16 protein-coding genes are annotated in these 19,834 nt (G+C 67.6%); 13 read left to right on the plus strand and 3 right to left on the minus strand.

Annotation, left to right across the window (positions count from 1 at the left end):
* Positions 1-73: 73 nt before the first annotated feature.
* Positions 74-1,168 carry a phenylacetate--CoA ligase family protein gene (locus tag SSPN_RS0116975; RefSeq protein WP_148271981.1) on the minus strand — a complete coding sequence of 365 codons (1,095 nt, stop codon included), beginning with the start codon at positions 1,166-1,168 and terminating at the stop codon, positions 74-76.
* A gap of 345 nt (positions 1,169-1,513) precedes the next feature.
* Positions 1,514-2,482, minus strand: a complete 969-nt coding sequence (locus tag SSPN_RS0116980; RefSeq protein WP_063713925.1) for a chitinase — start codon at positions 2,480-2,482, stop codon at positions 1,514-1,516.
* A gap of 708 nt (positions 2,483-3,190) precedes the next feature.
* On the opposite strand from SSPN_RS0116980, the gene SSPN_RS44230 reads away from it, so the two are divergent.
* The 8 genes from SSPN_RS44230 (at position 3,191) to SSPN_RS0117020 (ending at position 13,473) form a co-directional block, all read left to right on the plus strand.
* Positions 3,191-4,297: a Gfo/Idh/MocA family protein gene (locus SSPN_RS44230; RefSeq protein WP_237710571.1), complete on the plus strand. Its 1,107-nt coding sequence runs from the start codon at positions 3,191-3,193 to the stop codon at positions 4,295-4,297.
* Positions 4,294-5,397 carry a DegT/DnrJ/EryC1/StrS family aminotransferase gene (locus SSPN_RS0116990; protein ID WP_010696387.1) on the plus strand — a complete coding sequence of 368 codons (1,104 nt, stop codon included), beginning with the start codon at positions 4,294-4,296 and terminating at the stop codon, positions 5,395-5,397. The genes SSPN_RS44230 and SSPN_RS0116990 overlap by 4 nt, the downstream gene beginning before the upstream one ends.
* 2 nt (positions 5,398-5,399) lie before the next feature.
* Complete coding sequence (locus tag SSPN_RS0116995; RefSeq protein WP_010696388.1) at positions 5,400-6,308, plus strand: GumC domain-containing protein; 909 nt, start codon at positions 5,400-5,402, stop codon at positions 6,306-6,308.
* A gap of 366 nt (positions 6,309-6,674) precedes the next feature.
* Entirely contained in the window at positions 6,675-7,934 is a 1,260-nt protein-coding gene (locus SSPN_RS0117000; RefSeq protein WP_010696389.1) for a lipid II flippase MurJ, read from the plus strand.
* Positions 7,931-9,379 carry a hypothetical protein gene (locus tag SSPN_RS44235; RefSeq protein WP_010696390.1) on the plus strand — a complete coding sequence of 483 codons (1,449 nt, stop codon included), beginning with the start codon at positions 7,931-7,933 and terminating at the stop codon, positions 9,377-9,379. The genes SSPN_RS0117000 and SSPN_RS44235 overlap by 4 nt, the downstream gene beginning before the upstream one ends.
* Positions 9,327-10,067 (plus strand): sugar transferase, encoded by a 741-nt coding sequence (locus SSPN_RS0117010; RefSeq protein WP_237710572.1) that lies wholly within the window; start codon positions 9,327-9,329, stop codon positions 10,065-10,067. The genes SSPN_RS44235 and SSPN_RS0117010 overlap by 53 nt, the downstream gene beginning before the upstream one ends.
* A complete protein-coding gene (locus tag SSPN_RS49960) occupies positions 10,064-12,106 on the plus strand; it encodes a GNAT family N-acetyltransferase (RefSeq protein WP_010696392.1) in 2,043 nt (680 codons plus the stop codon). The genes SSPN_RS0117010 and SSPN_RS49960 overlap by 4 nt, the downstream gene beginning before the upstream one ends.
* A 104-nt stretch (positions 12,107-12,210) precedes the next feature.
* A complete protein-coding gene (locus SSPN_RS0117020) occupies positions 12,211-13,473 on the plus strand; it encodes a nucleotide sugar dehydrogenase (protein WP_029535424.1) in 1,263 nt (420 codons plus the stop codon).
* Between the two features lie 211 nt (positions 13,474-13,684).
* Here SSPN_RS0117020 and SSPN_RS0117025 read toward each other — a convergent pair whose 3' ends face one another.
* Positions 13,685-14,239, minus strand: coding sequence for a TetR/AcrR family transcriptional regulator C-terminal domain-containing protein (locus tag SSPN_RS0117025; RefSeq protein ID WP_010696394.1), 555 nt, complete (start codon positions 14,237-14,239; stop codon positions 13,685-13,687).
* Positions 14,240-14,341: 102 nt separating this feature from the next.
* Between SSPN_RS0117025 and bioB the strand changes: the two genes are divergently transcribed.
* The 5 genes from bioB (at position 14,342) to SSPN_RS44250 (ending at position 19,829) form a co-directional block, all read left to right on the plus strand.
* The gene (gene bioB, locus SSPN_RS0117030; RefSeq protein ID WP_010696395.1) at positions 14,342-15,415 is read left to right on the plus strand and encodes a biotin synthase BioB; all 1,074 of its coding nucleotides are present in this window, start codon (positions 14,342-14,344) and stop codon (positions 15,413-15,415) included.
* 1 nt (position 15,416) lies between these two features.
* The gene (locus SSPN_RS0117035) at positions 15,417-16,676 is read left to right on the plus strand and encodes an adenosylmethionine--8-amino-7-oxononanoate transaminase (RefSeq protein WP_010696396.1); all 1,260 of its coding nucleotides are present in this window, start codon (positions 15,417-15,419) and stop codon (positions 16,674-16,676) included.
* Complete coding sequence (locus SSPN_RS0117040) at positions 16,673-17,812, plus strand: 8-amino-7-oxononanoate synthase (RefSeq protein ID WP_010696397.1); 1,140 nt, start codon at positions 16,673-16,675, stop codon at positions 17,810-17,812. Before SSPN_RS0117035 ends, SSPN_RS0117040 begins: the two co-directional genes overlap by 4 nt.
* Complete coding sequence (gene bioD / locus SSPN_RS44245; protein WP_010696398.1) at positions 17,809-18,570, plus strand: dethiobiotin synthase; 762 nt, start codon at positions 17,809-17,811, stop codon at positions 18,568-18,570. The genes SSPN_RS0117040 and bioD overlap by 4 nt, the downstream gene beginning before the upstream one ends.
* 371 nt (positions 18,571-18,941) lie before the next feature.
* Positions 18,942-19,829 (plus strand): NsdA family TPR-like regulatory protein, encoded by an 888-nt coding sequence (locus SSPN_RS44250; protein WP_010696399.1) that lies wholly within the window; start codon positions 18,942-18,944, stop codon positions 19,827-19,829.
* The last annotated feature ends 5 nt before the right edge of the window (positions 19,830-19,834 follow it).

Consider the following 19,834-nt stretch of genomic DNA (forward strand, 5'->3'; position numbering starts at 1 on the left):
AACGAAATCGCCCTCCTGGCTCCTCAAATCCGTCCTGCACACCATCGCGAAGAGAGGCCAGCGCGCAATGAGGTCACGCCGTGTCGAAGGCCCGCACGATTACGCGGTGCTTGCCGCCCCGAGTGATTTCCATCGGCTCGTCGGTCGTCAGGTCGACGTCGACCACGCTGCCCACCACACGTCGAACTTCGCCGAGTATCATCGAACGCTCGTCCGCGTCGAAACCCGGTTCGACCTCGAGACGCACCTGGATGCGACCGGGCTCCGGCTGGACGAACTGGTAACGACGGACGTGGCGGGCATCGAAGAAGCATTTCCCGAGCGGGTGCATGGAAACGTGCTTGCCGTTGGGCAATTGCAAGTTGTCGCCATGCCGACCGACCACCCGCTCCAGGAAAGTGCCTTCCGTGCCACACGGACATGTCCCCGCGCCGAGTACGGCCCGGTCCCCTATCCGGTACCGCAGGAAGGGCAGTGTCCGGGCGTGCAGGTTCGTCACGACCACGTCGCCCTCCTCGCCCGGTGGGCACCGGCGGCCGGCGTCGTCGAGGATCTCGACGATCGACACGTTCTCGGCGAGGTGAAGCCGATCGTGCGAACATCCTTGCGACATGATGCCGCCGTCGTTGCACCCGTACTGGTCGCGCAGTGGCGCCTCGAAGGCTTGCTCGATGCGCTCGCGCCAGGTCGGGAACAAAAGCTCAGCCGTCGTGACGATCGCCTTCGGCGCCGGCACGCGCACACCGGCTTCCAGTACGGCGTCGGCCATCGCTGCGATATGGCTCGCGTATCCGTACCAGAGCGCTCCCCGCGCACGCCCGGCGGCAAGTGCCCGTTCCAGGCTCGTCTCCGGGTCGATGTGGCATCCCGCTGCGGAGATAACGCGCCCCTCCAGGACAGAGCGCAAGCGAGTCTTCAAACCCTCGCTCGCGGACTGCAATGACGGCGGGGAACTCACCATTACCAGGCGCTCTCCGTAGCGGTAGCCGGTGCTTTCCCAGAAGTACAGGTTCGCTCCGTAGATGTGCACCCAAGCGCGCTTGTCGAGCGGGTACTGGAACGGGTCGCCGGTACTACCACCGGTCTTCTTGGCGATGTGCGGGATGTCTCGCCAGCCCCGGCTCAAGAAATTGTCCATGCACGGCCGCATCATCGCCTTGTCGATCACGGGGAGCTCGGTGAGGTCCACCCCATCCACGTCCCGCCCGGCCAGCACGTCGCGGTAGTACGGCACCTCGTTCCGCGCGTGCCGCAAGACAGCTTGCAACCGGTCCCGTTGCCAAGCCCGCCGCTTTTGCTCAGGCCACGCGAAGAACTCCGGCAACCACCGGGCGGTGCTCAGATAGGGTGCCCGGAGAACGGGCTCCACAACGCCGCATGTGACGGCAGAGACCACGCGCGGGCGCAAGGCGGTGTGCAGGCGGAGCAGAGACATCATCCGAACTCCCGGACCGTTCAATCAGCAAGTCTTCGTGACACGGGCAGAATCAGTTCTGTGGTTCTCGCGGGCCGATCAGGGCTCCGTGGAGCGGTAACCGGCTACGACCCGGGTGAAGTCCCAGTCGCGCTGGGGGATGCCACTCCCGGCGTCATGGCTCGGGTCGCCGGGACGGTCGCGGTTGACCGCCCAGAAGGTGAATCGGCCAAGGCGGTGATGGTTGGCGTAGTCCAGCATGTTGTGGAAGTCCTCCAACCGCACTATTTCCTCGATCCCACCGTTCTTGGACGATATGCCGGCCTTCTGGTACGCCTCTTCGATCGGTATTGCGAAGGTGCTGGCGATATCCGACACGAGCCCTTCGGTGGCCGAGATCGTGTCGCGGGTCATGTCGGTGCCCCCGAAGTTGAACGGCATGATGGTGAAGACGTCGACGTTGGCGTTCAGCTCGTGCGCTCGTCGGATGAGCCGCCTGCCGAGGTCGTCCGGACCGGAGCGATCCGTGGGAAACACCATGATCGTCTTCAGTTCGGGGTTGCGCCGCTTGAGGATCTTCAATGCGCCGAGTTCGCGGTCTTGCGCTTCAATGGATTCGAACTCGCCCTTCTCGATGTCGATGTCGATCGCCTTGAGCCGGTAGGCGTCGATGACCTTCTGGTACGCGTTCGCGAGGGCTTGCTCGTCTGGGCAGACCTCGCCCAGCTTTCGCCCCTCCTGGGCGCTGCCCCCCATAGAGACGACGACATCACCGCCCGCATCGCGGATTCGCTTGATCTGGGCGGCATCGTCGCCGTGCAGCGGCCTTTCACCGTCCCATGCGGGATCGCAGCCATTACCTGAGAGGATGAAAGCAAGGGTGAATGCCTTGATGCCGGTTTCCTTCATCACCACAACCGGGTCAGGGGGGTTGCCCCACCCGAAGAAGAGATATGGTGATGACGTCACCGCGGCCTCACTCCGGGAAACGTTGTGGCTGTGCGTTCCGCACGCGACGAATGCCCAACCGATCATGAGGGCGATGAGAAGCGCTCGCATCTTCGGCATGGTCCGATTCTCCCGTGCCGCCACGAGAGCCGCCTGCCGCGTCACCACATGGATGGTCCGATAATCGTGTACTCGTTCGGTGGTGGTTCCACGAACAAGCCGGCAAGCACCTCCCCAGAAGTCGAACGCGATGTCGAACTCGATGTCGAACGAGTGCGTGTCGCGCGGGCTCAGCGAGCCTTCATATCGGCAACGTCGGTGATCGTGCCGGACGGCTTTCGAGTACCAGCGGGCGGTCGCGCCAGATCACGATCAACCGCACGACCGGACGACCGGACGCCGACCTGAAATCCAGGAAAATTCGATCTTCCGCCGAAGATCTACGGGATTTCCCGACACCTCGCTCCCATTGCTCCGCTGCTGATTCTGTCCGCGACAGGTCTACGTCACTCGATCCGGCTGCGTTTTTCAGCTGCAGAGAAAAGGATCTTTTTCGTCCACACAGGATACCCGAACCTATTCCGCGAAGATAGCTCGCCTTTCTCCATCATGGTCACCTTGCGCGCCCGCCGTCAGGCGCGCAGGTGACGGCACTGGATCCCACTCCCGGGGCTCGTCCCCTCGTGGATAGGCAGAACCGCGCTGACGCTGTGCGACGAATCGGCGGAGCATCCACTTTGGTATTGCCAAGCAAGCGGACTTCCACTTGAAGTCCAACGATGACTTACCGGATCCCTGTTGCACCCCAACCGGTTTCTGGAGGCGTTAATGGCTCGAACGGACAGCATGCGCGTTGCAGTAGTGGGTTACGGCTACTGGGGCTCCAAGCACGTACGGGTTCTCAGCACGTTGCCCGGCGTGGAGGTGGTGGTCGTCGACCAGGATCTCGGACGGCTGGCCGAGGCCCACCGCAACTTCCCGGCGGCGGGCACGGCGTGCGCCTTGGACGAGGTCCTCCCCAGCGTGCACGCGGTGGTGGTGGCAACTCCACCGTGTTCGCACGCACAGATCGCGCTGCGGTCCGTGCTCGCAGGAAAGCACACCCTCGTCGAAAAGCCGCTGGCGACCTCGATCGAGGACGCCCGCAGACTCGTCGATACCGCTGATGAACGTGGCGTGGTACTCATGACCGGCCACACCTTCGAGTACAACGCCGCCGTGTGGAAGCTCAAGGAGATCATCGACTCCGGTGATCTTGGACGCGTGCTCTACATCGACACCGCGCGGCTGAACCTCGGTCTTTACCAACGCGATGTGAACGTCGTCTGGGACCTCGCACCGCACGACCTTTCGATCATCTCGTTCCTGATGGACGAAACTCCCGCGTCTGTCACCACGTGGGCCCATCACCACGTCGACGGACGACACGCGGACGTGGCGCACCTGCGCCTCGAGCTGGAGAAGTCCGGGACCTACGCCTTCGTCCACGTCAGCTGGCTCAATCCGCAGAAGGTCCGCCGCGTGACGGTCGTCGGCGACCGGAAGATGGCGGTCTACGACGACACTTCCGATGAGGACCGGATCCGCGTCTACGACATCGGCGTCGACTCGCACGGCCTCGACGATCCAGCGGACGCCCACGCGATGCCGATCACCTACCGATCCGGCGACATCGTCTCGCCGCACGTGGTGTTCCGCGAGCCACTGCTCGTGCAGGACACCCACTTCATCGACTGCGCGCGCACCGGTCAATCCCCCAACACCTCCGGTCGCAGCGGCCTGGAGATCGTCCGGGTGCTCAGCGCGTCGGACCTGGCACAGGTCACCGGTCGGCCGGTGCGGGTGCTGGACGTCCCGGCCCCGCGCGCCTCCGATGACGTGGACGCCGCGCAGCTGCTCGCAGGGCCAGCGGCTTACGGAGAGGCAGTGCAATGAACGGGAACACCGGTGCGGTCCCCTTCCTGGACCTCGTGGACATCAACGCCGAGCTGCAGACGGATCTGGAAGTGGCGTGGAAGGCGGTCCTCCAACACGGCCGGTTCGTCGGTGGGCCGGAAGTCGAACGGTTCGAGACGCAGTTCGCCGCGTACTGCGAGTCGCGCAGTTGCGTCGGCGTGGCCAACGGCACCGATGCCATCGAACTGATCTTGACCGCGCTGGGCATCGGAAGCGGTGACGACGTCATCGTTCCGGCGAACACCTTCGTCGCCACCGCGGAAGCGGTGCGTGCGGCCGGCGCGCGGCCGGTATTCGTCGATGTCCGCCCCGACACGCTGCTGATCGATCCCGCAGCGGCCGCCGCAGCGGTGAACCGACGTACTGCTGCGATCATCGGGGTCCACCTGTTCGGCCAAATGGTCGATGTGCCAGCGCTGAGCTCGCTCGCTGACCGCTGCGGTCTCGCGTTCATCGAGGACGCGGCACAGGCGCACGGAGCGCGCTACAGCGGACACCCCGCTGGAAGTGCCGGACGCGCCGCCGCTTTCAGCTTCTATCCCGGGAAGAACCTCGGGGCGCTGGGCGACGGCGGCGCCGTCGTCACCAGCGACGTCAAGTTGGCCGACCGGGTGCGGTGCCTCGCGAACCACGGTCGAGCCGCGCACGACCGGCACCGCCATGAGCTGTCAGGCCGGAACAGCAGGCTCGACAGCATCCAGGCCGCGGCGCTGTCCTTGAAACTCGCGCGGCTGGACTCGGACAACGCGCGTCGGCGCGAACTGATGCGCCGGTACCGGGAATCGCTGCCGGCGTCCTTCCAGCCAGTCGCCGTGGACCCCGCAGCCGAGCACGTGCACCACCTCGCGGTGGTGCGGACGTTGCGGCGGGAACAAGCGGGTGCGGCGCTATCGGCGGCCGGTGTGGGTTGGGGCGTGCACTACCCGGTTCCTTGCCACCGGCAACCGGCTTTCGCCGGATGCGACGAACGGATTCCCGTCGCCGAGGAGGCGGCCACGCAAATCTTGTCCCTGCCCATCTCCCCGACGCTCGACGACGGCGACGTCGTTCGGGTTTGCGATGCATTGCGAGGTGTCTGACCTTGACCGAAACCCAGCACTCCAACGGCGAGCCGGTCAACGCTCAGCGCTTGGACGCCGCAGCGGTGACAACCCGTGCCGCGCCCATCGGTCCGCGCCGCGGCGCTCAGGAAGACCTGACCCCGCCGCCCGCACCGGAAAACCGGGCGTGGTCCGCACTGCTGGCCAACAAGCGGCGACTGCTCGGCGTGTCCCTGCTGATCGTGCTGATCGGCGCTGGCACCGCGTTCATCGGGGCACTGGTGTGGCCGCCGGTGTATGCGGCGCGCGCGCAGATCCTCTTCGTGATCAGCGAGGAGAAGTCGACCGGTTTCCTGCGCGAGGACCGGAGTCTGACGACCCAACTGGTGCTGCTGCGCAGCAGGCAGGTGCTCGGTCCAGTGGCCGCCCAGGAGCAGCTTCCGGTGGAGGACTTGGAGAAGGCGGTGACCATGTCGCTGCTGGACAGCAGCGAGGTCCTGCAGGTGGAGGCCAGGGCCGGCACCCCAGACGTCGCCCTGCGCCGGGCCCGGGAGATCGTCGACCGCTACCGGGACATCGCGCGGACCAACAGCGAGTCCGGAGTGGACGGATATGTGCGCGGGCAGCTCGCCGATGTCCGGACGCATCTCGACGAGGCAAGCGCCCAGGTCTCGCGAGAGCGCGCAGAACCCGGCTCGCCCTCGCTGGCCTCCGCCGAGGCTCTGGTGCGAAGCCTGCAGCAACGCGAGCAGCAGTTGCAGTCGCAGCTCGACCAGCTCAGCATGACCGAACTCGCGCGCTCCGAACCCAAGGTCGTGGTGCCGGCCTACTCGGTGACCGACCCCGTCAGCCCCCGCCCCCTGTTCGCCACGACAGCCGGAGCGCTCACCGGACTCCTGGTCGCAGCCATCACCGCTGTGTTCCTGGTCCGCCGGTGGAGCAACCGGTGAGTGCCCGCCCCGCGCTGCGCGCCGACCTGTCCCGGCCAGCCGTCAGGAGAACGGTGCGGCGTTCTGCCGTCGTCTCCGGCGGAATCCTCATCAGCCGGCTGACCGGGCTGATCCGGGTCGTGGTGGTTGGCGCGGTGCTCGGCCCGACCTACTTCGCGAACGCGTTCGTCGCCACGAACATGGTTCCCAACCTGACCTACAGCGTGATCGCGGGGCCCGCACTCGCTCTGGTGATCGTCCCAACCGTGGTGCAGGTGCTCGCACGCGGCGGGCCAGACGTGGCAACCAGACTGCTCGGTCGGGTCAGCGGATTCCTGCTGATCGGATTCCTGGTGATCGCCTCAGCGGTGCTGGCCGGACTGACTCGTGGCGCTCGCCGCGCCGGTGCTCGGGTGGTGCCTGAGCCTCGGCATCCCGCAACCCGCGCTCCGGGAGCAGGCCGAGCAGACGACGACAGTGCTCGTCCTGCTGGTCGCGCCCCAGGTCATGCTCTACACAGCGGCAGCGCTGGGAGCCGCCGCGCAGCAGGCCCGCGAACGCTTCGCGCTGGCGGCCGTGGCTCCCGCAGCGGAGAACGTGGTGCTCATCGCCGCCGTAGTCGTGGTGGGTTCGCACTGGGGCACGGGGCTCGATGTCGCGGAGGTTTCGGCTGGTCCCCTGGTCGTTCTCGGGCTGGGCAGCACCCTCGCTGTGGCGGTGCACGCTTGCCTCCAGTTGTTCGGGGCGTCCCGGGCGGGGCTGCCGGTGCGTCCGTCGTTGCAGTGGCGATCGGACCCGGAGGTGGCGTCCGTTCTGCGACGGCTGCGCAGTTCGATCAGTCTGCCCCTCACACGTTCGGTCGCGCTGTACGTGCTCTTGGCCGTCGCGTCGACTGTGCCCGGTGGAGTCATCGTCGTGCAGAGCGCGTACACGGTCATGCAGGTGCCGACCGCGTTGGGGGCACGCGCGGTGTCGACCGTCGTGCTGCCCGGGATGTCAGCCGCAGTCGCACGTGACGACCACAGCGGTTTCGCCGCGTCGTGGCGACAAGCGCTGACGCTCGCGTCGATCACCAGCCTGCCTCCGTTGCTCCTGCTCACCGTGCTGGCGCACCCGGTGGCGAGCATGCTGGCGAACGGGCAGTTGCACTCGGACAAGCTGATCGACCAGCTCGCGGCCTGCCTCGCGGTGATCGCAGTCGCCCAGTTCGCGGCGAGCGTGCACATGGTCGGCCTCGATGCGCTGTTCGCGCGGCTGAACACCCGCTGCCCGCGGCTGGCCAGCTACGCACTGCTCGCCGCGTCGCTCACCGTCACCGTCACCTCGCTGCTCGTGCCGGACGACCAATCCCGCTTGGTGGTGCTGTGCGCGGGCCTGCTGGCGGGTGAGTTGGCCGGAGCGGTGACCGTGCTCTTCGGTCTGCGAGCCGCGTTGCGACCCGAACGCTGGATCGACCGCGCGCAGATCGCGCGGGCTTTCCTCGCCTGCGTCTCGATGGTGCCGATCGTCGCTTTCGGCCGCTGGTTCCTGAGCATCGGCGAGACCAGCCGGGCTGGGTACGTGATCGCCCTCGGCGTGTGCGGACTGGCGGCCATCGCCGTCTACGCCGGGGCGGTGCGCATCAGCTGGATCGGACGGTGCCCATGAACGTTTTGCTGCCCCGACGCGACGAGATCTCCGGCAGGATTCCGGACCGCCCGGAAACCCTGCTGATAACCAAGGCGGCCTTGTGCGCATCGCTGGCGGGACTGTCCATCGCCGTGGCCGGGCCACTGGTCGCCGGATCACTGGTGGCGGCGGCGCTTTTCGCCGCAGCCGCGTACCGACCCGCGTTCGCGACCTACGCCTACCTGCTGACCTTGCCGTTTCTCGCGGGTATCGACCGGGGCACGCTGATCCCGGAAGCACGACCGAACGAGGCGATCTTCGCCGTGCTGGTGGCCGGGGCGTGCGTCGGTGGCTGGCTGCGGCTGCTACGTGGTGACCCGATCCCGCTGCGCCTGCGGCCGCTGGACGTTGCGCTGGCCGGTTTCGTGGTGTTCAGCACCGTCTGGCCGATCGCGTCGATGATGTTGCGGGGCAACGAACCTCACGGCTCCGATCTGGTGGCGCTGCTGCCGGTGTGCAAACTCGCGGTGCTGTTCCTGCTCGTCCGGTTGACCGTGCACACCGAACAACAACGGCTTCGCTGCATCCGCCTGGTGGTCTGGCCGACCGCTGGGTTGTCGATAGTGGCGATCCTGCAGACGCTGGGTGTCGAACCCGTGCTGACGTTGCTGAGCGAGTTCTGGCATGCGAGCGTGACCGAGGCCAGCGACCGCGGCACGGCGACTCTTGGGTCCTCGATCGCGACCGGCGATTACATCATGGTCGGGTTGGCACTCCTGCTGTACTGCGGCACTCGCGGAATCCTCGGCAAGTGGGAACGGATCGGGCTCGGCGTCCTGCTCGGTGCCGGTGTCCTCGCAAGCGGGCAGTTCTCGACCTGGATCTCCGCACTCGTGGGTGGGGTGCTGATCCTGCGCCGTTACCCCCAGGCCCGGCGCCAAGTGGCCAGGTTCCTGCCGATCGTGGGGATCGCCGCACTCGTCGGCGCGCCCGCGTTCCTGGGCCGCATGGCGGACTTCGCGCAGGGCTTCGCCGTGCCCCGCAGCTGGCTCGGCCGGTGGGACAACCTCACCACCTTCTACTTGCCGCAATTGGCGGAAGGACGCTTCGTCCTCGGGATCTCGCCGAACTCGGTGCTCACTGCCCCGGAGACCTGGCGGGACGTGATCTACCTCGAATCCGGTTACCTGCAGTTCCTCTGGGTCGGCGGGATTCCGCTGCTGGTCGCGTTCGCGTGGCTGTCGGTTGCGGTGCTGCGCGAGGCCCGCCGGCTCGCCCCGCATCCGGGCTCGGTAGGGGCGTGCGCGGCAGCACTGGAGATCGGTTGGTGGATGGTCCTAGTTCTGTCGCTGATCGACATCCACCTGGTGGTCCGCGGGTTCGGCGATCTGCTCTTCGTTCTGCTGGCGATCATGTCTGGGAGGCTTGGTGATGACGAGCACAGCGCTCAAGATCCTGCTCTCGATCGGTCTCGCGCAGCCTAGGAGACCAACGCGGATGGTGCGGGCGGACTGCCCACCGGAACCGTTGACGCCGGGCGGTCGGCGACCTCGGTGGGAACGGTCCGTGTTGCGCGGGATCGACGTGGTCGGTGCAGCCGTCGGGTTGGCCGTGCTCGCGGCGCCGATGCTCATCGTCGCCGGGATCATCCGCCTCACCAGCCGAGGCCCGGCGCTGTTCCGGCAACGCCGGGTCGGTCAGGGCAGAAAGCCGTTCACGCTATACAAGTTCCGCACCATGCGACTCGGGTGCAGCGAGGAACCGCTGCGCGAAATGATCGCACGCGAGTTGCGCGGCGAGGACACCTCCGCCGACGGCAGTTTCAAGCTGGACCGCGATCCGCGCATCACCGCCGTTGGTTCTTGGCTGCGGCGTACCAGCCTCGACGAGTTGCCGCAGCTGCTCAACGTACTGCGCGGCGACATGGCACTGGTGGGCCCACGTCCGTGCCTCGAATGGGAGGCCGCGATGTTCCCGCCGGAGTTCGACGAACGCAGCGCGGTGAAACCCGGGCTGACCGGGCTGTGGCAGGTCAACGGCCGCAGCACCGTGGGCACCTTGGACATGCTCCGGCTCGACCTGGTCTACGTGCGGTCCTGCAGCTTGCGGACCGACCTCGGCATCCTGGCCCGAACCCTGCCGTCGATGCTGCGCGGGGACGGTGCCCGATGACGACGCTCTTCGTGGCAACCACGGGCGGTCACCTGGCCCAGCTGCACAGCCTGTCCGAGCGGATTCCCGCGGACGGCCCGGCGGTGTGGGTGACCAGCCGCAACGAGCAGAGCACGTCGATGCTGGCGGATCGGGACGTCGTTTACGTTCCGCCGGTCGGAGGCCGCAGCGTGCCGGGAGTGCTGCGGTGCCTGCCGATCGCGCACCGGCTGTGGCGTGCCCGGGGCATCACCCGGGCCATCTCCACCGGTTCCGGCATCGCACTCGGTTTCCTGCCCTACCTGGCCGCGCGGGGCGTGGAGTGCCACTACGTTGAAAGCGCCGCGCGGGTGAACAGCCCGTCATTGACCGGCAGACTGCTCCGTTGGGTTCCCCGGGTCCGGGTCTACACCCAGTACCCGCAGGCCGCTGGCCGCGGCTGGCGCCACGGCGGCAGCCAGTTCGACGTCTACCGGGCGACGACGGCAGACCGCCCGCTGGGAGACCGGTTGCGCGTGGTGGTCACGGTCGGCGCATCGGCGTACCCATTCCGCCGGATGATCGAATCGCTGGTGCCGCTGCTCGAGCCGGAGGGTGCGCTGCACCGCGCGACGGGCCTGCCGGTCGAGGTGCTTTGGCAGACCGGTCCGGCGCCGGTGGACGACCTTCCGATCCAGACCAAGCCGTACCTGCCAATCACCCAGCTCGCGGAGGCGCTTTCGTCGGCCGACGTGGTGATCAGCCACTCCGGTACCGGATCCGTGCTGCTGGCCTTCGACGCGGGGAAGGCGCCGGTGGTGGTCACCCGGCAGCGCCGGTTCGGCGAGGCCATCGACGACCACCAGCGACAGCTCGCGACCGAACTCGGCCGCCGCGGCCTGGTACTGCACCGGGAATTCGGCCAAATCACCGTCGATGACCTGCTAGCAGCTCGGTCCACGGCGGTGGGAACGCTGCGGGAGCCACCGCCGTTCCAGCTCTCCCGAACGCCCGCGAAGGCGGCCCCGATGCGCAGCACCACACCCGAGATCGTCACCGTCGACCCGCGGAAAGACTCGCGATGGGCCGAACTCGCCGCTGGTCCGCACGGCAGCGTATTCACCTCCCAGCCGTGGCTGGAGGCGGTGTGCCAAACGTACGGCTTCACCCCTGAAGCTCGCATCGCGGTGGACGCATCGGGAGCGGTAGTCGGCGGCTTTGCCTGGGTCCGCGTGCGGGACGTCCGCGGAGAACGGCTGTGCAGCCTCCCGTTCTCCGACTGGGCGGACCCGTTCGCCCCCAACGAGGCTGTCTGGCACCAGCTCACCAACGGGGTCGTCGACCAGGGCATCCCAATTGCGTTGCGGTGTTTGCGTTCCGAAGCTCCCGTGCGGGATCCGCGGCTGCAGGAAGCCGGTCGGCTCGCCTGGCACGCGACACGGTTGGACGTTCCCCTGCCCGAACTCCACCAACGGATCTCCGCCACCGCCCGCCGCAACATAGCCGCAGCCGAGCGCAACGGCGTCCGGATCAGCGCCGACACCGGGGTGGAAGCGCTGCGGGACTTTTACCGGATGCAGGTCCGGCTGCGCAAGCACAAGTACCGAATGCTGGCCCAGCCGATGGAGTTCTTCGAGAACATCTGGGAGCAGTTCCATTCCGACGACTCGGTCGTGACCATGACAGCGCGCGTGGGCGACGAACCCGTCGCCGCTGCCGTGTTCCTGCAGTGGAACGGCGTGCTGCACTTCAAGTTCGGTTCGTCATTGCCGGATCGGCTGCGACTGCGCCCCAACGATGCGATCTACTGGGCCGCGATCCGCTGGGCCGTGGAGCGCGGGCTGCGGCTGGTCGACTGGGGTGTTAGCGACCTCGACCAGCCAGGGCTGCTGCACTTCAAGCGGAAGTACGCCGACGACGAGAAGCAGGTCGTGGCCTTGCGCTCGCCAGGCGAGTCGTCGACTACCCGGTCCGAAGTGGACGATCTACTCGGCGCGATCACCGGTTTGCTCACCGACGAATCCGTTTCCGATGACATCACCGGGAAAGCCGGTTCCCTGCTCTACCGCTACTTCTGCTAGGAGCCCTCATGCAGCGAGATGACCGTACAACCCAGAACGCGAAGCGTGCCGTTGCATTTCCGCGCGCGGACGGATGCCGGAAAAGCCCGGAAGAAGTGATCGGAATGCCCGGTGCACGCGTTGTCATCGTAGGCCAGGGCTACGTGGGTCTTCCCGTCGCCATGCGCGCCTGCGAGGCGGGATTCGACGTCGTCGGTCTTGACGTCGCCGAGGACCGCATCGATCTGCTCCAGAGGGGCAAGTCCTTCATCGACGACGTGGACGACGAGCGACTCGCGGCGGCTCTGGCGACGGGCCGGTACCTACCGACCACCGACCAGGCCGAGCTTTGCGGGTTCGACTTCGCTTCGGTCTGCGTTCCCACTCCACTGCACGACGGGGCGCCGGATCTGCGTTACGTGGAAGATGCCGCTCGTGCGTTGTCCACGCACATCACGCCCGGCTGCTGCGTAGTGCTCGAGTCCACGACCTATCCCGGGACCACGGAGGAAATCTTCGTGCCGATCCTGGAAACCGGCTCAGGATTGCGCGCGGGAAACGACTTTCACGTTGGTTACAGCCCGGAACGCATCGACCCGAGCAACCCGACGTGGAAGTTCCACAACACGCCCAAGATCGTGTCCGGCGTGGACCCGGAATCGTTGCGCGTCGTCCGCGACTTCTACGACCAGCTGGTGGATGTGACCGTTCCGGTGCCCGGCACTCGGGAGGCGGAGCTGACAAAACTTCTGGAGAACACCTTCCGGCACATCAACATCGCGTTGGTCAACGAACTCGCGGTGTTCGCACACGGACTCGGGGTGGACATGTGGTCAGTCCTCGATGCGGCGGCCAGCAAACCGTTCGGGTTCATGCGCTTCTCGCCCGGGCCCGGGGTCGGCGGGCACTGCCTGCCGATCGACGCCTCCTACCTGTCCTGGCAGGTGCGGCGTTCCCTGGGACAGGAGTTCCGATTGGTCGACGTCGCCAACGATATCAACAAACACATGCCGGACCATGTCGTCGCACGCGCCACGGAACACCTGAACCGGCGCCGCAAATCCGTGAACAGCAGCGCCGTCCTGCTGATCGGGATGACCTACAAGGCGAACTCCGGCGACGCACGGAACTCCCCATCGATGGCCGTGGCCGAGCGCCTCCACCGGCTCGGCGCCGACCTTCGCGCGGTCGACCCCCTCATCGACCCGGACGAAGTTCCGCCACACGTGCGACTGGTGGGGTTCGATGCCGACCAGATCTCCCAGTCCGATCTCATCATCGTGCTAACCGACCACGACATGCTCGACTGGGCGCTGCTGGAGCGCTACGCCGACCGCGTGCTGGACACCCGCAACCGGCTCCGCTCTCCGCAGGTGGAACGGTTTTGACCAACTCCGCGACACGAACGGAGCCCCCACATCCAACCGAGAAGCGGAGGTGCGGCACGCGTCTTCTTCCAGCAGCGGGCGGAGCTTGGTTTCGAGCACGTCGCGGCGCGGGGCGTCCCGGGCCAGCCGGTCACGCGCTCTCTCCAGCGCCTCCGGATCGTGATGCCCCGCGTCGGCATTGGCGCGTTTCCGCTATCGCCTCGCGGCGTGGTTAGCCGTTGACCTTGGACCGGAGGCCGTCCAGCACCAATTCGAGTCCCCGCTCGAAGTCGGCCGGCCCCCCGGGCGCCCGATCGATCGCGCCGGCGCTCGCAGCTTGCAGCGCCATCTGCTCCTCCACGGTGTGCCCGAAGACGAGGTGCAGGAGGGCGCGGGTGCCGACGTCGACCAGGTCGTCGGGCAGGCCGCCGTCCCGCAGTGCTTCCTGCAACTGGCTGGCGGGCTCGCCGGCACCGAGGCCGAAGGTGTATGCCGTGACGACCACCTCGGCACCGTCCCGGTAGGCGAGCATCGCGTCCCGGAGCTCGGCGCAGACCTCGACCACGCGCCGGTCCCATTTCCGGGCCCGGCGGGATCGCCGGCCCCGGGTCAGGATTTCGTCGGCGACCGCTGCCAGCAGCGTCTGCTTGTTCGGCACGTGGTGGTAGAGCGCGCTCGGTTGCACACCGAGCTCGGCGGCCAGTCGGCGCATCGTCAGCGACTCCAGCCCGTACTCGTCGAGGACCACGATCGCGCGGTCCACGACGTCGCCCCGGTGGTAGCGCACGCGGATCCCTCCCGTTGACCGATCTACCCACCCAGTCTAGCCTGAACGCTGTTCAGGTGAACACTGTTCAGGTTTGCTTCACCAGCCGACACCGGAGAAACGATGAGCGCCACCTTCCAGCACCTCGCCGATGCGATCCTCGCCGGGATCCCGGCCACGCCCGAAGACGCTCGCTCGGTGCTGCGCGCCGACGACGCCGAGCTGATGTCCGTCGTGGCCGCCGCCGGCCGGCTGCGCCGTGCGCACTTCGGCAACACGGTGAAGGTCAACTACCTGGTGAACCTCAAGTCGGGCCTGTGCCCGGAGAACTGCAACTACTGTTCGCAGGCGCTCGGCTCCGACGCCCCTATCCTCAAGTACTCCTGGCTGTCCAAGGACGAGACCCTCAAGCAGGCCGGTGCCGGGCTCAGGGGCGGCGCCAGCCGGGTGTGCCTGGTCTCCTCCGGCCGCGGACCGTCCACCCGGGACATCGACAAGGTCTCCGAGATGGTCGTGGCGCTGAAGGAGGAGTACCCCGACGTCGAGGTCTGCGCCTGCCTGGGCCTGCTCGCGGACGGCCAGGCCGAGCGCCTCAAGGACGCCGGGGTGGACGCCTACAACCACAACATCAACACCGCCGAGAGCAACCACGCCAACATCGTCCAGACCCACACCTACGCCGACCGGGTGGACACCGTGGAGAAGGCGAAAGGTGCGGGGATCTCCCCCTGCTCCGGCCTGATCGCCGGCCTGGGTGAAACCGACGATCAGCTGGTCGAGGCGCTGTTCGCGCTCAGGGAGCTGGGCTCCGACTCGATCCCGGTGAACTTCCTGATGCCGTTCGACGGAACCCCGTTCGAGAACACCTGGGAACTCTCCCCCACTCGCTGCGTGAAGATCCTGGCGATGGCGCGCTTCGTCTGCCCGGACAAGGAGATCCGGATCGCCGGCGGTCGCGAGATGCACCTGCGTTCGCTGCAGTCGGTCGCGCTGCAGGTCGCCAACTCGATCTTCCTCGGCGACTACCTCACCTCGGAGGGCCAGGACGCCAAGGCGGACCTCGAGATGATCCGGGACAACGGCTTCGTCGTCCTGGGCTCCGAAGAGGACCTCGCCCAGCAGGCCGAGCGGGCCGAGCCGATCGATCCAGCTATCCGGCGCCGCGGCGCGGGCACCGACGTCCTCCCCAACGCCTGACATGACCCCGGAAGCGCTGCTCGCCTTCGACCGCGAGCACCTGTGGCACCCGTACACATCGATGACCGACCCGACGCCGACCCGTCTGGTCACCGGCGCCTCGGGCAGCCGGATCACCCTCGACGGCGTCGGCGAGGTGGTCGACGGGATGGCGTCGTGGTGGTCGGTCATCCACGGCTACCGGCACCCCGTGCTCGACGAGGCGGTGCGCCGCCAGCTCGACCGGATGTCGCACGTGATGTTCGGCGGGCTCACCCATGAGCCTGCGGTCGAGCTGGCCCGGCGCCTGATCGACCTCACGCCCGCCGGTCTCGACCGCGTCTTCCTGGCCGACTCCGGATCGGTGAGCGTCGAGGTGGCGATGAAGATGGCGCTGCAGTACCAGCGCGGCTTCGGCCGGCCGGAACGGACCCGGTTCCTCACCGTCCGCGGCGGCTACCACGGCGACACCTTCGACTGCATGAGCGTGTGCGACCCCGACGGCGGGATGCACGCTATGTGGTCCGGCGTGCTGCCGGAGCAGGTGTTCGGCGAACGTCCGCCCCGACTCGACGGCGAGGTCGACAGTTGGGCCGCGGGCTTCCGGTCGCTCGCGGCAGAGCACGAAGACCGGCTCGCCGGGCTGATCGTGGAACCGCTCCTGCAGGGCGCCGGCGGCATGCACCCCTACCCCGCCGACTGCCTGACGGTCTTCCGCGAGGTCGCCGACGAGCACGGGCTGGTACTGGTCTTCGACGAGATCGCCACCGGATTCGGCCGCACTGGCACACTTTTCGCCGCCGAGGCCGCCGGCGTGACGCCGGACGTGTTGTGCGTCGGCAAGGCGCTAACCGGCGGCTACCTGTCGCTGGCCGCCGCAGTCTGCACGGCGGAGGTCGCCCGTGGCCTGTCCGCCAGCGAATCCGGAGTTCTCATGCACGGCCCCACCTTCATGGGAAACCCGCTGGCCTGCGCGGTCGCCTCGGCCAGCCTTGACCTGCTGGCCAGCGGTGACTGGACGCGAGACGTGCGACGGATCAACACCGGGTTACAGGCGCTGCACGCGATCGACGCCGTCGAGGTGCGCACCCTCGGCGCAGTCGGCGTGGTCCAGCTCGACCACGCGGTAGACGTGGTCAAGGCGACCGAAGCCGCGCTGGCCCAAGGCGTTTGGCTGCGCCCGTTCCGCGACCTGATCTACACCATGCCGCCCTACGTGTGCACCGACGATGACATCGCCGCCATCTGCGCTGGGATCACGGCAGCTGCGGAGGTCGGATGAACACCTGGACGGAATGGTTCGCCGAACAGCGGGTCGTGCGCGAGGACTCCGGCTTGCAGCGCACGCTGCGGCCGCGGGCGGCCGACGACGACGTCATCGACCTCGCCAACAACGACTACCTGGGGTTGAGCGGCCACCCCGAGGTACGCCGAGCGGCCGCCGATGCCGCCCTCACCTGGGGCGCCGGGGCGGGTGCCTCCCGGCTGGTGACCGGCACCACTGCGCTGCACGCCGACCTGGAGCGCGAACTCGCCGAGTTCACCGGCCGCGAGGCGGCGCTGGTCTTCTCGACCGGATACCACGCCAACCTGTCCGCAGTGACCGTGCTCGCGGACAAGCAGTCCCTGATCGTCTCCGACGCGCACGTGCACGCCTCGCTGATCGACGCCGCGCGGCTGTCTCGCGCGGCGATCGAGGTGGTCCCGCACAACGACGTTGCCGCAGTCCGGGCAGCGTTGGCCGCAGCCGGTGGCAGGCGAGCGATCGTGCTGACCGAGTCTGTCTTCTCCGTGCTCGGCGACGCCGCCCCGCTCGCGGACTTGGCCGCGGCCTGCGCCGACCACGACGCGCTCCTCATCGTCGACGAGGCGCACGGGCTCGGCGTGGTCGGTGACGGCGGCCGGGGGCTGGTGCACGCCCACGGCATGGCCGACCACCCACACGTGGTGATGACCGCGACGCTGTCGAAATCGCTCGGCGCGATGGGTGGTGCGGTGCTCGGCTCCGCTGCGCTGATCGACCACCTCACCAACCGGGCCCGCCCGTTCATCTTCGACACCGGGCTGGCACCGGCTCCCACCGCCGGCGCGTTGACTTCCCTCCGCCGGCTGCGCCAGCAACCGGATTTCCCGTCACGGATCCACAAGCGTGGTGGTGAGCTGGCCGACCGACTCGGCGTGCAGCGGTCGGCGGGCGCTGTGCTCTCGGTGCCGATGCGGTCCCCGCAGGTCGCCGTCGCTGCACAGGCCGCAGCCCTGTCGGCCGGGGTCCGGGTGGGGTGCTTCCGGCCGCCGTCGGTGCCGGACGGGATCTCGCGGCTCCGAATCACCACCCACGTCGGCCTCGACGACAAGCGCTGGGCGCACGCGGTGGACGTGCTGACCCGCGTCATCGACGACCACGGACGGCAACAATGATCATCATCGTCACCGGCACCGACACCGGTGTCGGCAAGACCGTGGCCACCGCGGCGCTCGCGGCCCGCTCCGGACCGGGAACGATCGTCGTGAAGCCCGTGCAAACCGGCATCGGCATCGGCACCGACGAACCCGACATCTCCGTCGTGGCGCGCCTGACCGGCTGCGAGGTCGCCGAGTTCACCCGGCTCGAAGACCCGCTCGCGCCGGACACGGCCGCCCGACTGCGCGGCATCGAGATCCCACCGATCAGCGAGCACACCGCCCGCGTTCGCGAACTCGCCCGGACCCACGACACAGTGATCGTCGAGGGCGCCGGCGGCATCCTGGTCCGCCTCGACGCCGACGGAGGCACCCTGCCGGACCTCGCCGTCGAACTCGCCCGGGATCACCCGGTGCAGGTGTACGTCGTGACCCGCGTCGGACTCGGAACCCTCAACCACACCGAACTCACCGTGAACACCCTGCGTTCACGAGGTCTGGAACCGGCGGGACTGGTGCTCGGCGCGGTGCCGAAAGCGCTCGGCCTGGCCGAGGAGTGCAACATCACCGAGCTACCCCGCGTCACCGGAGTGCCGATCGTGGCCGCCCTCCCGGACGGCGTCGGCGGTCTCGATCCGGAGCACTTCCAGACCCAGGTCGATTCCTTCTGCGTGCGCCACAACACGCCCAAATCAGCCAAGTGCAGCCAGCTATGGTGTGCCCGCGAGATCAACGGAAACACCAACGCACGAAGCTGCTCCGTGGTCAGAACATGATGTTCAGCAACCAGTTCCAGCACCAGACGATCCCGAGGCATCAGCTTGGCCCACAGCGCCCCGTCTGGCTCTCCAGCCGCCGCTTTGCGGCTGCGCACCCTCGCAGCAGACGTGAAATGAGGCTGATTGTGACTAATCACTCGGAGTCTGGTGCGGCGGTCCTTGTCCCCCGCCCTGACCTGCGGATCGCACTCACGGCTGGCGGCTTCTCGCGGGCGTGCGGACGCACGTGATGAATGGCTGTGATGGTCAGAACTTCAGTTCGGTTTGCCGATCGCACTCCCGCTATAGACGATTTACACGACGGGCTGAACTGTTCAGGGACACTGGACGGCACGGTCCGTACGGTCGTCGAGCTGTCGGGACGGGATATGAACCGGCGAAAGTTCCTGCTGGGCTCCGCTTTCACAGCGGCGGTCTTTTCCGAACCAGCGTTGTACGCGCTCACGGTGGCCCCGGCTGAGAGCACCGCGCGAGTGGCGGGCAAGCGCATCGGCATGGCTGATGTCGAGATCATCACCGAGCACATCGCCCATCTCCGCCGACTGGATCATCGCTACGGGTCCGGCCGCGTCCGTGAACAAGTCGTGCAGATGCTGCACCGCGAAGCCAGCACAGTCATGCACGGCACCTACTCGGAGAAGACCGGTAAGGCCCTGCTGGGCGCGGTCGCTCAAGCCTCATGGCTGGCCGCGTCGATGGCCGCCGATGTCGGGCGGCACTCGCTGGCCCAGCGCTACTACATCCAGACGCTCAACCTCGCTATGAGTGCGGGCGATCGACTGTATGCGGCCAATGTGTTGTCCCACATGAGTCGTCTGACCGTCCAACTTGGACACGGAGCTGTCACGGAACACCACCGGCTCGGCCACGCCCGCCAAGCCATCGCCCTAGCTCGCGCTGGTCAGAACGTGGCCAACGGTAAGCCCACTCCGGTGCTGTCCTCGCTGCTGCACGCGGTCGAGGCGCGCGGGCACGCTCTGTCCGGCGACGCCAACGCCACCCGCACGGCCGTACTCGAAGCCGAGCGGCACTACGAACGGGCACGCCCGGACGAGGAACCCACGTGGCTGGGCTTCTACACCGAGGCCGGACTCGCCGCCGATCTCGGATCTCGGCCGATGCCTGCGCGATGCGGGCGAACCCGACCAGGGCACCCGGCTGATCAAGCAGGCGTTGGACGGCTACGAGCCGTGGCGGGTGCGCAGCCGGTGTTTCGTCCAGACCGACCTCGCCACCGCCCACCTGGTCAGTCGTGATCTAG

Source organism: Saccharopolyspora spinosa NRRL 18395, from assembly GCF_000194155.1.
Classification (GTDB): domain Bacteria; phylum Actinomycetota; class Actinomycetes; order Mycobacteriales; family Pseudonocardiaceae; genus Saccharopolyspora; species Saccharopolyspora spinosa.

What these genes read in the sequence shown, in the direction of transcription:
- SSPN_RS49960 (WP_010696392.1), top strand. Translation starts at nt 10,064, where the DNA reads ATGACGACGCTCTTCGTGGCAACCACGGGCGGTCACCTGGCCCAGCTG.
- bioD (WP_010696398.1), top strand. Translation starts at nt 17,809, where the DNA reads ATGATCATCATCGTCACCGGCACCGACACCGGTGTCGGCAAGACCGTG.
- SSPN_RS44235 (WP_010696390.1), top strand. Translation starts at nt 7,931, where the DNA reads ATGAACGTTTTGCTGCCCCGACGCGACGAGATCTCCGGCAGGATTCCG.
- SSPN_RS0116990 (WP_010696387.1), top strand. Translation starts at nt 4,294, where the DNA reads ATGAACGGGAACACCGGTGCGGTCCCCTTCCTGGACCTCGTGGACATC.
- SSPN_RS0117020 (WP_029535424.1), top strand. Translation starts at nt 12,211, where the DNA reads ATGCCCGGTGCACGCGTTGTCATCGTAGGCCAGGGCTACGTGGGTCTT.
- SSPN_RS0117010 (WP_237710572.1), top strand. Translation starts at nt 9,327, where the DNA reads ATGACGAGCACAGCGCTCAAGATCCTGCTCTCGATCGGTCTCGCGCAG.
- SSPN_RS44230 (WP_237710571.1), top strand. Translation starts at nt 3,191, where the DNA reads ATGGCTCGAACGGACAGCATGCGCGTTGCAGTAGTGGGTTACGGCTAC.
- SSPN_RS44250 (WP_010696399.1), top strand. Translation starts at nt 18,942, where the DNA reads ATGAACCGGCGAAAGTTCCTGCTGGGCTCCGCTTTCACAGCGGCGGTC.
- SSPN_RS0116980 (WP_063713925.1), bottom strand. Translation starts at nt 2,482, where the DNA reads ATGCCGAAGATGCGAGCGCTTCTCATCGCCCTCATGATCGGTTGGGCA.
- bioB (WP_010696395.1), top strand. Translation starts at nt 14,342, where the DNA reads ATGAGCGCCACCTTCCAGCACCTCGCCGATGCGATCCTCGCCGGGATC.
- SSPN_RS0117035 (WP_010696396.1), top strand. Translation starts at nt 15,417, where the DNA reads ATGACCCCGGAAGCGCTGCTCGCCTTCGACCGCGAGCACCTGTGGCAC.
- SSPN_RS0117040 (WP_010696397.1), top strand. Translation starts at nt 16,673, where the DNA reads ATGAACACCTGGACGGAATGGTTCGCCGAACAGCGGGTCGTGCGCGAG.